Annotated in this window: 10 protein-coding genes, 12 tRNA genes, 1 rRNA gene, 1 other RNA gene and 1 other annotated feature; of the genes, 22 read left to right on the forward strand and 2 right to left on the reverse strand. The window is 31.9% G+C overall.

Annotated features, from left to right (window positions below):
- The 10 genes from rrf to J2Z43_RS11640 all read left to right on the forward strand — a co-directional run.
- A 5S ribosomal RNA gene (rrf, locus tag J2Z43_RS15460) occupies positions 1-74 on the forward strand; the annotation flags it as partial.
- Between the two features lie 648 nt (positions 75-722).
- Entirely contained in the window at positions 723-1,622 is a 900-nt protein-coding gene (locus J2Z43_RS11600) for a mechanosensitive ion channel family protein (protein WP_209457356.1), read from the forward strand.
- Between the two features lie 231 nt (positions 1,623-1,853).
- Positions 1,854-2,062, forward strand: a binding site (T-box leader).
- Between the two features lie 75 nt (positions 2,063-2,137).
- Entirely contained in the window at positions 2,138-3,409 is a 1,272-nt protein-coding gene (gene serS / locus J2Z43_RS11605) for a serine--tRNA ligase (RefSeq protein ID WP_027700819.1), read from the forward strand.
- Positions 3,410-3,710: 301 nt separating this feature from the next.
- Positions 3,711-4,163, forward strand: a complete 453-nt coding sequence (locus J2Z43_RS11610; RefSeq protein ID WP_209457357.1) for a nucleoside deaminase — start codon at positions 3,711-3,713, stop codon at positions 4,161-4,163.
- Positions 4,164-4,165: 2 nt separating this feature from the next.
- Positions 4,166-4,256 (forward strand) — tRNA-Ser (locus J2Z43_RS11615).
- Between the two features lie 35 nt (positions 4,257-4,291).
- Positions 4,292-4,556, forward strand: an RNA gene (ffs, locus tag J2Z43_RS11620) — signal recognition particle sRNA large type.
- A gap of 65 nt (positions 4,557-4,621) precedes the next feature.
- Complete coding sequence (dnaX, locus tag J2Z43_RS11625) at positions 4,622-6,250, forward strand: DNA polymerase III subunit gamma/tau (protein ID WP_209457358.1); 1,629 nt, start codon at positions 4,622-4,624, stop codon at positions 6,248-6,250.
- Between the two features lie 147 nt (positions 6,251-6,397).
- Positions 6,398-6,742 (forward strand): YbaB/EbfC family nucleoid-associated protein, encoded by a 345-nt coding sequence (locus J2Z43_RS11630; protein WP_027700816.1) that lies wholly within the window; start codon positions 6,398-6,400, stop codon positions 6,740-6,742.
- 11 nt (positions 6,743-6,753) lie between these two features.
- Positions 6,754-7,353, forward strand: a complete 600-nt coding sequence (gene recR / locus J2Z43_RS11635; RefSeq protein WP_027700815.1) for a recombination mediator RecR — start codon at positions 6,754-6,756, stop codon at positions 7,351-7,353.
- A gap of 121 nt (positions 7,354-7,474) precedes the next feature.
- On the forward strand, positions 7,475-7,720 hold the full coding sequence (locus tag J2Z43_RS11640; RefSeq protein WP_209457359.1) for a hypothetical protein: 246 nt from the start codon (positions 7,475-7,477) through the stop codon (positions 7,718-7,720).
- Positions 7,721-7,882: 162 nt separating this feature from the next.
- Here J2Z43_RS11640 and J2Z43_RS11645 read toward each other — a convergent pair whose 3' ends face one another.
- The gene (locus J2Z43_RS11645; protein WP_209457360.1) at positions 7,883-9,118 is read right to left on the reverse strand and encodes an agmatine deiminase family protein; all 1,236 of its coding nucleotides are present in this window, start codon (positions 9,116-9,118) and stop codon (positions 7,883-7,885) included.
- A 105-nt stretch (positions 9,119-9,223) separates the two neighbouring features.
- Between J2Z43_RS11645 and J2Z43_RS11650 the strand changes: the two genes are divergently transcribed.
- Positions 9,224-10,072, forward strand: a complete 849-nt coding sequence (locus J2Z43_RS11650; protein WP_209457361.1) for a MerR family transcriptional regulator — start codon at positions 9,224-9,226, stop codon at positions 10,070-10,072.
- A 117-nt stretch (positions 10,073-10,189) separates the two neighbouring features.
- Here the strand turns inward: J2Z43_RS11650 and J2Z43_RS11655 are convergent, their stop codons facing one another.
- Complete coding sequence (locus J2Z43_RS11655; RefSeq protein WP_209457362.1) at positions 10,190-11,398, reverse strand: MGDG synthase family glycosyltransferase; 1,209 nt, start codon at positions 11,396-11,398, stop codon at positions 10,190-10,192.
- Positions 11,399-11,713: 315 nt separating this feature from the next.
- On the opposite strand from J2Z43_RS11655, the gene J2Z43_RS11660 reads away from it, so the two are divergent.
- The 11 genes from J2Z43_RS11660 (at position 11,714) to J2Z43_RS11710 (ending at position 12,727) form a co-directional block, all read left to right on the forward strand.
- Positions 11,714-11,788, forward strand: a tRNA-Asn gene (locus J2Z43_RS11660).
- Positions 11,789-11,794: 6 nt separating this feature from the next.
- Positions 11,795-11,880: transfer RNA gene (locus J2Z43_RS11665), tRNA-Leu, on the forward strand.
- A gap of 23 nt (positions 11,881-11,903) precedes the next feature.
- A tRNA-Met gene (locus tag J2Z43_RS11670) sits at positions 11,904-11,979 on the forward strand.
- Positions 11,980-11,989: 10 nt separating this feature from the next.
- Positions 11,990-12,064 (forward strand) — tRNA-Glu (locus J2Z43_RS11675).
- 9 nt (positions 12,065-12,073) lie between these two features.
- A tRNA-Gly gene (locus tag J2Z43_RS11680) sits at positions 12,074-12,147 on the forward strand.
- Positions 12,148-12,156: 9 nt separating this feature from the next.
- A tRNA-Val gene (locus J2Z43_RS11685) sits at positions 12,157-12,232 on the forward strand.
- A gap of 5 nt (positions 12,233-12,237) precedes the next feature.
- Positions 12,238-12,314: transfer RNA gene (locus J2Z43_RS11690), tRNA-Asp, on the forward strand.
- A 47-nt stretch (positions 12,315-12,361) separates the two neighbouring features.
- Positions 12,362-12,436, forward strand: a tRNA-Thr gene (locus J2Z43_RS11695).
- Between the two features lie 9 nt (positions 12,437-12,445).
- Positions 12,446-12,531, forward strand: a tRNA-Tyr gene (locus tag J2Z43_RS11700).
- A gap of 13 nt (positions 12,532-12,544) precedes the next feature.
- A tRNA-Leu gene (locus J2Z43_RS11705) sits at positions 12,545-12,628 on the forward strand.
- A gap of 22 nt (positions 12,629-12,650) precedes the next feature.
- Positions 12,651-12,727 (forward strand) — tRNA-Arg (locus J2Z43_RS11710).
- The last annotated feature ends 6 nt before the right edge of the window (positions 12,728-12,733 follow it).

Raw genomic sequence — 12,733 nt, forward strand, 5'->3', positions numbered from 1 at the left:
ACACAGAAGTTAAGCTCTCTTGCGCTGATGGTACTTGGTGGGAAACTGCCTGGGAGAGTAAGACGTAGCCACGTAGTCTTTTTTTAGTTTTGATTAAATACAATGAGGGGTTAGTGGTTAAAATCCGAACGTATATGATGACGACATTGTGAGCTTGTAGGCTGGCTAAGAAACCACGCCAGACGTCTACAAGCTCACAACATCATCCTCATATCCATTCGAAATTCAATCATTAACCCTCTATTTTATTTAAATCTAAAACCTTACAAGCTTCCTACGTTAGGGTTGTGTTGCGGGGAAGATCAAAGTCGAGAAAGAACAAGATCAAGATCAAGATCTAAAAAATTTTAATTAATATTGTGTTTTTAGCTTTTTACTTTATTTATTGGCTATTAGAATTGTATTATTCCAAATTATGTAAATGATTTGCTAAATTGCATATAATTTATAGCTATTTTGAAGAATAGCCTTCGGATAATAAATAATAAAAAAACTTAACAAGATACCTGGTATTCTAGTTATTACAAGGGGTTTGGTCTACCATCCCATAAGAGATGAGAAATAGGGATGGAGGTGTGAAAGGATAATTTCTGTCCAGTTATTGCCTTTTTCCAAAGCGGTGGTACAGAAATTTTCATTTCGTAATTCTATCTCTACTTTGTCACATATCTTCATTATGTTATAATAGGTATTGGATTAAAATTAAGAATAGAGGAGGACATATGAATAATCTATTTAATACATCTAGCTTAAGTTCGGCTAATGCAGCTTCTAACCTAGCTAAAAGGACTATTGATACTATGCTTTCAAAAATAATTGATAATGGACCTAATATAATCTATGGGATAATTATCTTTATTATAGGAATGTATATTGCTAAATTTGTGAGAAATATAATATTAAAATTATTTATTAAATATAATATGAATAAAGGAATATCAAATTTTATTGCATATGCCGTTTATGCGTTAATTCTGACTTTTGTTACTTTAGTTTCTTTAAATATGTTTGGAATAAAAACAACCTCATTTGTGGCTATGCTTGGTGCTGCTGGTTTTAGTATAGGTTTAGCTTTCAAGGAGATTCTATCTAATTTAGGATCTGGTATGATTATTCTTTTCTTTAAGCCATTTGAAATAGGCGATTATATTCAAGGATCTGGAGAGGAAGGTACGGTTGTTGATATTCAAATATTTAGTACTGTTTTAAAAACTCCTGATAATAAAACAATTATTATCCCTAATTTACAGCTTACTAGTAATAATATTGTAAATTATACTAATCAGAGAATGAGACGTGTAGATTATGCTTTTGATATTTCTTATGATAGTGATATAATTTTGGTTAAAAGAATTCTTTCTGAGATTTTTAAGGAAGAGGGGAGAATTTTGGATGATCCTAAACCTATTATAGGTCTTAATGGAATCGGTAATAATACTGTCCAGATTGTTGGTAAACCTTGGGTTAATACCGAGGATTACTGGGATGTTTACTACGATGTTATGGAAAAAATCAAGCTTAAGTTCGATGAACATAATATTAAGGTTCCTTATAGAAATATGCTTTCTTTGTATGATTTAAATCAAGCAAATATAGATTTAGATAAAAAGCAAAACTTGTAGTATTTAGGGATTTATTAAAAATACTTGTTATATTTTTAGTGAATCCCTTTATTATTTGAATTTTTTAGAAGTTATTTCATACTATTTTTACCTTAAAACCTTTATTTTACAATATATTTGTTAATTTTAAAAATTAAAAATAAATAAATTTAATGAAATTTTGAATATTACTATTGAAAAGAGTTAATATATGTAATATAATTAGTATCAATCAATAAAGATCAATTGAATAAAACAGCTGAGAAGGAACTTAGTAAGAATTATAGTTGTATACAGAGAGTGAGCAGTTGGTGAAAGCTCATTACAATATATTCTGAATCTACTCTGGAGCTTTAGTCTTAGACTACGTTTACCTACGTTACAGGGTTGAGAGGATTACAGGCGTTAAATGTAATCAACTAGGGTGGCAACGCGGATTTTACAAGATTTTCGTCCCTTTTACGAGGGTTTCGGAGGTCTTTTTTTATTGCAAAAAATAATTATAATACTATATATATATTTTAGGAGGATGTAGAATGCTGGATATTAGAAGAATTAGAGAAAATTTAGATGAGATTAAAAAAGGAATGGATAAAAGAGGCGAAAAAGAGGTTGATTTAGATAAAATAATCGAGCTTGATGATGTTAGAAAAGAGAAATTACAAAAAGTTGAAGTTATGAAAAATGAGCTTAATGTTGAGTCTAAAAAAATACCTGAGCTTATAAAAGAGGGCATAGATGTTACTGATGCAAAAACTGTTCTAAAGGATTTATCAGATAAGATAAAGGTTATAGATGATGAGCTTAGAAAAGTTGAAGCTGAAATAGAGTATCTTCTTATGAGAGTTCCAAATGTTCCTCATCCAGATGTTCCTCAAGGAACTACTGATGATGACAATGTTGAGGTTAGAACTTGGGGAGAACCTACTAAATTCGATTTTGAACATAAGCCACACTGGGAAATAGGAACAGGTCTTGGTATATTAGATTTTGAAACAGCTGGTAAAATAACTGGCTCAAGATTTACTCTATACAAAGATAAAGGGGCTAGACTTGAGAGATCTTTAATAAATTTCTTTTTAAATACTCATACTGAAGAACATGGATACACAGAAGTTTTACCACCATTTATAGCTAATAGAAAAAGCTTTGTGGGAACAGGCCAGCTTCCAAAATTTGAAGAGGATATGTTTAAATTAGAAGGATTGGACTATTTCTTAATACCTACTGCTGAAGTTCCAGTTACAAATATTCACGCTGATGAAATAGTGGATGGAGATAAATTACCTATGAAATACTGTGCTTATACTCCATGTTTTAGATCTGAAGCAGGTTCTGCAGGAAGAGATACAAGAGGTTTAGTTAGACAGCATCAATTTAATAAGGTTGAATTAGTTAAATTTGTTAAGCCGGAAGATTCTTATAATGAATTAGAGCTTCTTACTCATGATGCAGAAGTTATACTACAAAAATTAGGTTTACCTTATAGAGTAGTTAGAATATGTACAGGGGACTTAGGATTTACAGCTGCATTTAAATACGACTTAGAGGTTTGGATGCCAAGCTACAATAGATACGTTGAAATTTCTTCTTGTTCAAATTTCGAAGATTTCCAAGCTAGAAGAGCTGGTGTAAGATTTAGAAGAGATAAAAAAGGTAAGGCTGAATACGTTCATACATTAAATGGATCAGGATTAGCTGTAGGAAGAGCTTTAGCTGCTATTCTTGAGAACTACCAACAAGAAGATGGAACTGTTGTGGTTCCGGAAGCTTTAAGAGGATTTATGGGAGTAGATGTTATAAAATAGTTTAAAGATATCAATTAAAATCCTTTAATTTCAAGTTTATTTATCTAGAAATTAAAGGATTTTTTTAAAAATCAAATTAGTATCCTATAATAGGATAATTTAAACAGCCATCATTATATCCGATTCATTTATAATCTAAATATATTATGCTAAAAGTTTCAGTAAAAATAATTTAAAAATAACTAAATATTAAATATCTAGCTTATTTTAAAATATATAAATAATATATTATATTAAAATAAAGTTGAACAAGAAAATAAACTATGATAATATAGATTTGTTACAAGGTTTTGGAGGTAATATGGAGAATACATTATATATGAAAGAAGCTTTAAAAGAAGCATATAAAGCATATACTAAAGGAGAGACTCCTATAGGTGCTGTTATAGTAAAAGATAAAGAGATAATAGCTAGAGCCCATAATTTAACAGAAACTTTGAAAGATAGCACTGCACATGCAGAGATGTTGGCTATCAAAGAGGCATCTAATAAACTTGGTGGATGGAGATTGATTTTTTGTGAAATGTATGTTACAATGGAACCTTGCATAATGTGTAGTGGAGCTATAGTAAATTCTAGGATAAAAAAGCTTACTATAGGTACAAAACACATAAAAAATTCAAATATTGAAAAACAACATGAATTTAAAATGGATTATTTTGAAAAAAATAATATAGATATACAATTTGGAATGTTGGAAGATAAATGTTCAGTTGTATTACAGGATTTTTTTAAATCACTACGAAGAAGATAGATGGAGAGATGGCCGAGTTGGTCGAAGGCGCACGCCTGGAAAGCGTGTATACAGGAAACTGTATCGTGGGTTCAAATCCCACTCTTTCCGCCAGATTGTTTAATAATTAAATTTTGGTTGTAATTTTGCTGTACTAGATGGGGAGGTAGCGGTGCCCTGTAACCTGCAATCCGCTATAGCAGGGTTGAAGTCCATCTAAAGGCTCAATTTTTGTAGGGCTGCTCTAAATAAGTGATGTTGACGCTTAGGTCCTGCGCAATAGAAGCTCATAAACCCCGTCAGATCCGGAAGGAAGCAGCGGTAAGTGATCACTTCTGTGTGCCGCGGGGGTGCCTAGGTCGAGTTAACTGTTTAGATAACGCCTATGGAATTGTGTCGATAGATGGTGTACAGCATTTAATATATAGAAGACTAATCCCTTAAATACTGAGGGATTTTTTTATTAAGGAGAGATAAGAATGCACAAGGCATTGTATAGAGCCTATAGACCTCAAACTTTTGATGATATGGTAGGTCAGAGGCATGTAATTAAGACTCTTAAAAATCAAATAAAAAACGATAATATAGGACATGCTTATTTATTTACTGGTACTAGAGGAACTGGTAAAACTTCTACAGCTAAGATATTTGCAAGAGCAGTAAATTGTCTAAATTCAGTTGATCAAGAACCTTGCAATAAGTGTGAAACTTGTGAGTCGATATTAAACGACAATACAATGGATACTATAGAAATTGATGCTGCTTCTAATAATAGTGTAGATGATATAAGAGAACTTAGGGAAAGTGTTAAATATTCTCCGACTAATTGCAAATACAAAGTATATATTATAGATGAGGTACATATGTTGTCTCAGGGAGCGTTTAATGCTCTTTTAAAGACGCTTGAGGAGCCACCTTCATATGTAATCTTTATATTGGCTACTACAGAGCCACACAAGATACCAGCAACTATACTGTCTAGATGCCAGAGATTTGACTTTAAAAGAGTAACTGTAGATGAGATGGTTAAGAGAATGCAGGACATTTGTGCTGGAGAGAACATCGAAGCTGAAGAAAAGGCATTAAACTTGATAGCTACAAATTCACAAGGCGCACTTAGAGATGCGCTTAGTATATTAGATCAATGTATGTCGTTTGGCGAGGATAAAATAACTTACGACGATGTAGTTGAACTTATGGGTACAGTAAATATAGATCAACTTTTTGACCTGTCCCAGTATATAATAGATCAGGATATAAAAAAATCTCTTCAGAGCTTAAATGAATTTATATCTTGGGGAAAAGATATAAGAAATTTGATAAACGATCTTATAAGTCATTTTAGAAATATAATGGTCTGTAAAGTATCTAAAGACATGGAGGATATTTTATCGCTTCCAGAAGATACTATTGTGAAAATTTTTAAACAGTCCGAAGGAGTGGAAATAAATTCTCTTATTAGAATACTAAACGTACTTTCAGAGACTCAAGATAGCATAAAATCATCGTCAAATCCGAGAGTAATGGTTGAAGTTGCAGTTATGAAGATAGCACAACCTACTTTTGAAGATAGCAAAGAAGCGCTTTTAGATAGAATTGAAAACTTAGAAAAAATAATAGAGTCAGGAAATATAAGAATAGCACCTCAAAGCAGTGGGGAAGAAGCTTATGTAAATACAAAGTTACCTGAAGAGATACACACAGAAACAAAGCACTATGAGGAAGTTAAAAGCGAAGATGTAGAGCTTGTTGAATCTTCATGGAAAGAAGTATTAAAGCAAATAAAAAAAGATAAGAAGATGCCCATATACGCTCTGCTTACTGAAGCTAAAAACTTTAATGTACACAACAATGAACTCTATATAGTATTTGACGATAAGTTTAGCTTTGCAAAAGATAGACTTAGTGCAAAAGAGACACATGAATATATTGAAAAAGTAGTTAGATCTGTAATGAAGAGAAATTTCGGTATAAAAACTGTATTGGCTTCAGATATTAAAAATATAAATTTTGAAATGACTGAAAAGAAAGATAAAGGTATTGAAATCTTGGAAAATATAGTGGAAAGTGGAGTACTGGAAGTAATAGATAAATTGGATGAAGTTTAAGGACGAAATTTATTATAAATGATAAATATAAAATGAACTTTAAATAATAGCTAATAATAAATAAGTTGAAAAATAAATTAAAAATAATATAAAATGTAATATGATATAATTATTAATATAAAATTAATTCAGGAGGAAATTTAATTTATGGCTAAAAAAGGTTTTGGCGGAATGCCTGGTGGTGGAAATATGAACCAACTAATGAAACAAGCACAAAAAATGCAAGAAAATATGCAGAAAGCACAAGAAGAGTTAGAATCTAAAGAGTTAGAAGCTTCTGTAGGTGGAGGAGCTGTAACTGTAAAAATAAATGGTAAAAAAGAAATAATAGATATAACAATTAAACCAGAAGTTGTAGATCCAGATGATATAGAAATGTTACAAGATTTAGTATTAAGTGCAGTAAATCAAGCTATAAAAAGTGTAGAAGATATACAAGCAAATCAAATGAATAAATTAACTGGGGGTATGAACATACCTGGTTTATTCTAGAAGGTGGTCATATGCAGGAGTATACAATGCCTATTAATAGGCTTATAGAAGAATTTTCAAAACTACCAGGTGTAGGAAGAAAAACAGCTCAAAGACTAGCTTTTCACGTGATAAACATGGATGAAAAAGATGTAAAAGAGCTATCTCAAGCTATTTTAGATGCTAAAAGCGATATAAAGTATTGTTCAATATGCTGTAATATAGCAGATTCTGATCCATGTAGCATATGCTCAAATAAAAACAGAAGCTCAAATGTTATATGTGTTGTTGAAGATTCTAGGGACGTAGCTGCAATGGAAAAGATAAGAGAATTTAACGGTCAATACCATGTACTAAATGGGGTAATATCTCCAATGGATGGAGTAGGACCAGAGATGTTAAATGTAAAAGAATTAATCCAAAGACTTGGAAATCAAGATGTAAAAGAGATAATTATGGCTACAAATCCAACAATAGAAGGTGAGGCAACTGCTATGTATATAGCAAAACTTGTCAAACCAATGGGAATTAAGACTACTAGAATTGCCCATGGACTACCGGTTGGAGGAGACCTTGAATATGCCGATGAAGTCACTATATCAAAGGCTCTTGAAGGAAGAAGAGAGATCTAAATAAAGAATTATATAAATGATTTGTTAAAAATACTTCAATATTTATTTTATATATTGAAGTATTTTTATTACTGTCGTATAATCATCTTAAAACTATTATAATATTTGTTAGAGGTGCTAAATGAAAGCTGAATTGAATTTTGATGAGCATACTGCTATGAAGGAAAAAAGAATCAAAAAAATGGAGTCAAAGAACAGAGAAAAAACTGTTGAAAACAATTCTGAGGTTGGAATTGAAGTGGATGATATTAATTTACTTTTAAAGAAGAAGACTAAGAAAAATCCAAAGAGTAAAAACAGTTCATTTAGAAATAATTACAAAAATTATCAATACGATTACGAAGAAGATTTTTACGAACCATATTAGAAAGCCTTGAATCATATTAAACTAGTGGGAAAGTTCTATAATAGTACTTTCCCTTTTAAAGTTTATACAGAATTTATTATTTTATATTAGAAAAATTTTTTTATTAAATAATCACCTGTAAGAAAATTTAGATATTTAAAGTATTACATAATAAACTAGTTTTTATCTGCATGGAACATTTCTTGTATGACAGTGGATGCCACCGCCATATAAATTTAGAGGTAAAACATCTATAGCTACAACTTTTCTATCGGGAAATACCGATTTTAGGATATCTAGTGCTTCTTTATCTTTTCTTTTTACATCAAGGGATATTCCTTCTTTATAGTATTTTTGAGCTAAAACAATCCCATTTGCAATTAAAAAATTACAGTAGCTCATAGCTGGTAAAACATTCATTGTACCAGTCGGGAAATCACTTCCATCTAAGAGTTTATCTTCATAATCAAATCTAGCCTGTTCCCAATTACAGTAACAGTCATCATCTGGAGTTATATCTATATATATTGGCTCAGGATGAGGCATTTTTATAATCTTAAAAGGCTTGCCATATATGTCTGTCTCATTAAGTAAAGTATTGTATGCCATATCTAATCTCTTTTTATTTAGAGCGCTTAACTTGCTTTTACTTGCTTCATCATCTGATATACTAGCAATCAATATTGTATTCTTATCTACAAATCTGCACATTTCGTCTATATGTCCATTAGCTGTTGCTGCTCTGTAAGAAGAGTATTCGCCATTTATTGATGGAATAGGTCCTTCATATGAAAGGTCGTCATCGTAGGTACATTTAGGAATCCAAATTATTTTTTCTAAATTAAATATCCTTTTTAGTTCATTTTCTACTTCTTCTTTCTCCATACCAGGATTTCTCTTTGATACTTCTGTCTCCTCTATGGTCATAAGTATTCCATCGCCGTTGAACTCCCTATCGCCGCCTTCTCCAATAAGTCTAGTAAATACTCTATCATTAGCGCCAATTAAATTTGCGTGAAATTTATCAAATTTTTCGAGAGTTCTCGATAGTGGATCGTTTTTAGAACAGTATCCGTACATATCGAAATCAAAATCGACAAGTGCTTTATTACCATCATCATCTAACATTATTTCAGCTCCGAAATCCCTTGGATATACTATAGAAGATGGGAACACAGTAAACTCTATTTTATTTAAATCTATATTTTTTTCTTTTAAGAGACTTATAACTCTAGTTTTTACTTTTTCATCGTAACAACAAATTATACATTTTACATGGTCAATTAGATTTTCTACGATTTCTAAACTAACAGCATCTATGCAAAGTTCCTTTGTTGCATATGGAGTTAAAGGCCAAATAATTAGCACAGATTCTTGTTTTTCAAACTCACCTATTGTTCTATATTTTTTATGATTCATTACCTGATCTCCTTTTGTAAATATATTCAATATTAATTTTCTACTATGATAGACTATAGGGTAACACTATAGTCAATATATATTCAATAATAAGGAGTTGAAAATATGAAATTTAATCCTCAGACCCATTTTACTAGTGGAGAATTTTCAATCTTATGCGGGGTAAGCAAACATACTCTTTTTCACTATGATGAAATAGGGGTCTTTTCACCAGATGTAGTGGATTCTAATGGGTATAGATATTATTCTGTAGTTCAGATAGAAGTTTTTCAGGTTATAAAGTTGCTAAAAAATTTAGGTATGCCTTTAAAGGAGATAAAAGCGTATTTAGACAGTAGAAGCCCGGAAAATTTAATTGAAGTTTTAAAAGAAAAGGAAGTAGAAATAGACAATAAGATAATTCAGCTTCAAAGTATAAAAGATATAGTTAGAGATAAAATAAATCTTACTCAAAAAGCATTGGATTTAGAAGGACGCTATTTGAATACAGTAGAAAACTATATAGAAATAGTTGAAATTGATGAAGAATACCTGATGCTAACGGAACTTTTAGGTGGTCAGGAACTTAAGAAAATATCGACATCTCTATCTGCCCATATTAAAAACTGTGATAAATACGATATTAGGAGACCTTATTCTATAGGAGAGATATTTACAAGAGAATCTATCGAAAATGAAAAGTTTTATAATTACAAGTACTTTTACACAAAATTAAAACAAGGTGAAAACATTAAAGGAGCTTATAAAAAACAGAGTGGATCATATTTAATAGCATATCATAGCGATGGATTTGAAAACTCAATTAATACATATAAAAGCCTGATAAGTTATGCCGATAAAAATAAATTATGTTTAGATGAATACTTTTTTGAAGATATTCTCTTAGATGAATTATCTATAAAAAACTATGATGAATACTTTTTACAAATATCAATAAGAATAAAAAATAGATAAATAAATAAAGAACATATAGATAAATAAAGGATAATGACTGAGACTGGATGCAATATAAAAAACTGACTATCACGGTATATAGTCAGTTTTTTATAATTAATTAATTTATTATTTATATTATTTTGGTCTTGAAAGTATGTCTACAACCAAATTCGATATATTTTGTGATGAATTGGTTTTTCTTATAGATCTTATATTTGACTTCAATATTTCAAGTCGAGTTGGATCATCTATAAGAACTTTCAAAAGTATAGATAAATTAAACTTTTTAGTAGGATGTAATGCAGCTCCACAATTCATTAGAAATTCTAAGTTTTCCTGTTCTTGGCCGGGTATATAGTAAGGAACTATCATCGGTACATCTTTTAAAAGAGCTTCTGTTGTTGTAAGACCTCCAGGTTTTGTGATTAGAACATCTATAGAAGCAAGGATATCATTCATTTTATTGGTATATCCAAGTACAACTACATCCTTGTTGTGCGGATGATTCAGCACTTTTTTTTCTATCTTTCCTTTTAAAGAATGATTTCTACCTGTTACAACTATAATTTGAAAATCCCTATCAATATCAAGTAGCTCTTCTAGGGTTTCTTTTATGTTACCAGCTCCAAAGCTTCCACCCATTAAGAGCACTGTAAGCTTATCAGAGGACAAGTTCATTTCTGAAAGGATATCCTTCTTATTTCCGTGAGTTAAAAAAGATTTTTCAACAGGAATACCGAAACTTCTTATTTTTTCGTGGTCGACACCTTCTTCAACAAGTAATTCTTCAACGTATTCATGCCCTACTATATAATAGTCAATTTCATTTTGTATCCATGTAGAATGAGTAGTATAATCTGTCAAAACTGAAATTAGTGGAGGAATATTTAGATTGTGAAAGTACTTATGAAAAGGCTCTAAATATTTATTTTCTTTGTTATTGTGTATGGCTATATTTTTTTTAAGCATACTTAAAGCTATCATTGGAAAAGGATGTGTTCCTATAATTATGTCAGGATTGTAGTCTTTAAGTAAGTTTATAAACTTTTTAGCCATAAATGAAGTAATAGGGTTGTCTTTAAATTCATTTTTGGAAATAAAACTGTTTTCCGAAATGCGATAAACACTTCCATAAGCTTTTGGTGTATAAAGAGCAGATTTTTCATAGCCTTGAGATATGATTTTGTCCATTGTGTTGTTTACAAGTTTAAGGCTATCTATAATTTCACATTCTATTTTTATACCGTCTATTTCCTTAATGGTTAATTCTTCTTTTATAGCTTTAGCAGCTCTATTATGACCTCCTCCAGTTGAGGCTGACATAATAAGTACTTTTTTTACCATAATAAAATCCTCCCAGGTATTATAATTTATAGTTAATATAAATTGTGATATAGCTAAGTAATTTATGTTTTATTACTAATAATCTATTATATTACTATAAAAATTACAAGTTTAGTAAAAAAATAAAAATATTTTATGTAAAAATAGTATATAATATAAATAGTATGTAAATAAGTAAATTAGAGAGCAAAAAAATTTATAATTAATAGTGTAGAAAAAGTATTGACAATTAAAATTATAAATGATAATATAATACGTGTTCTGAATCTAAGAGATATACTCTATATTGCTTCAGGAAATGTGTGGTATTTTTATTCCAAGGTAGCTCAACGGTGGAGCACTCGGCTGTTAACCGATAGGCTGAGGGTTCGAGTCCCTCCCTTGGAGCCATAAAAAGCCGAAGTGGCGGAATTGGCAGACGCACAGGACTTAAAATCCTGCGGGACTTACCTCTCGTACCGGTTCGATTCCGGTCTTCGGCATTTAATACCAAACAAACTAATATCGCGGGGTGGAGCAGTTGGCAGCTCGTTGGGCTCATAACCCAAAGGTCGTAGGTTCGAGTCCTGCCCCCGCAACCATTAAAACAAAGGCCCGTTGGTCAAGCGGTCAAGACACCGCCCTTTCACGGCGGTAACAGGGGTTCGATTCCCCTACGGGTCACCAATTAAATATGCGGGTGTAGCTCAATGGTAGAGTTCTGGCCTTCCAAGCCAGCTGTGAGGGTTCGATCCCCTTCACCCGCTCCAGAAAATCGTGGGATTATAGCTCAGCTGGGAGAGCACCTGCCTTACAAGCAGGGGGTCACAGGTTCGAGCCCTGTTAATCCCACCATTTGCGGCCTGGTAGTTCAGTTGGTTAGAATGCCAGCCTGTCACGCTGGAGGTCGAGGGTTCGAACCCCTTCCAGGTCGCCAAACTAATTTTATTAACTAAATAATATGAATAGCATTTTAATTTTTGTGCTGGTGTGGCTCAACGGTAGAGCAGCTGACTTGTAATCAGCAGGTTGTAGGTTCGATTCCTATCACCAGCTCCACAAAAACATGGAGGATTTCCCGAGTTGGCCAAAGGGGGCAGACTGTAAATCTGTTAGCTTCGCTTTCGGTGGTTCGAATCCACCATCCTCCACCAGAATAAATAAGATGCGGATGTGGCGGAATTGGCAGACGCACTAGACTTAGGATCTAGCGCCTTTGGCGTGGGGGTTCGACTCCCTTCATCCGCACCATTTTATTTATAAAACTTTTTTTGGGTGCATAGCTCAGCTGGATAGAGCAATGCCCTTCTAAGGCATGTGTCCGGGGTTCGAATCCCTGTGCGCTCACCAAAAACA

The organism is Metaclostridioides mangenotii, from assembly GCF_017873185.1.
Classification (GTDB): Bacteria; Bacillota; Clostridia; order Peptostreptococcales; family Peptostreptococcaceae; genus Metaclostridioides; species Metaclostridioides mangenotii.

What these genes read in the sequence shown, in the direction of transcription:
- serS (WP_027700819.1), top strand. Translation starts at nt 2,138, where the DNA reads ATGCTGGATATTAGAAGAATTAGAGAAAATTTAGATGAGATTAAAAAA.
- J2Z43_RS11600 (WP_209457356.1), top strand. Translation starts at nt 723, where the DNA reads ATGAATAATCTATTTAATACATCTAGCTTAAGTTCGGCTAATGCAGCT.
- J2Z43_RS11630 (WP_027700816.1), top strand. Translation starts at nt 6,398, where the DNA reads ATGGCTAAAAAAGGTTTTGGCGGAATGCCTGGTGGTGGAAATATGAAC.
- J2Z43_RS11610 (WP_209457357.1), top strand. Translation starts at nt 3,711, where the DNA reads ATGGAGAATACATTATATATGAAAGAAGCTTTAAAAGAAGCATATAAA.
- J2Z43_RS11645 (WP_209457360.1), bottom strand. Translation starts at nt 9,118, where the DNA reads ATGAATCATAAAAAATATAGAACAATAGGTGAGTTTGAAAAACAAGAA.
- recR (WP_027700815.1), top strand. Translation starts at nt 6,754, where the DNA reads ATGCAGGAGTATACAATGCCTATTAATAGGCTTATAGAAGAATTTTCA.
- dnaX (WP_209457358.1), top strand. Translation starts at nt 4,622, where the DNA reads ATGCACAAGGCATTGTATAGAGCCTATAGACCTCAAACTTTTGATGAT.
- J2Z43_RS11650 (WP_209457361.1), top strand. Translation starts at nt 9,224, where the DNA reads ATGAAATTTAATCCTCAGACCCATTTTACTAGTGGAGAATTTTCAATC.
- J2Z43_RS11640 (WP_209457359.1), top strand. Translation starts at nt 7,475, where the DNA reads ATGAAAGCTGAATTGAATTTTGATGAGCATACTGCTATGAAGGAAAAA.
- J2Z43_RS11655 (WP_209457362.1), bottom strand. Translation starts at nt 11,398, where the DNA reads ATGGTAAAAAAAGTACTTATTATGTCAGCCTCAACTGGAGGAGGTCAT.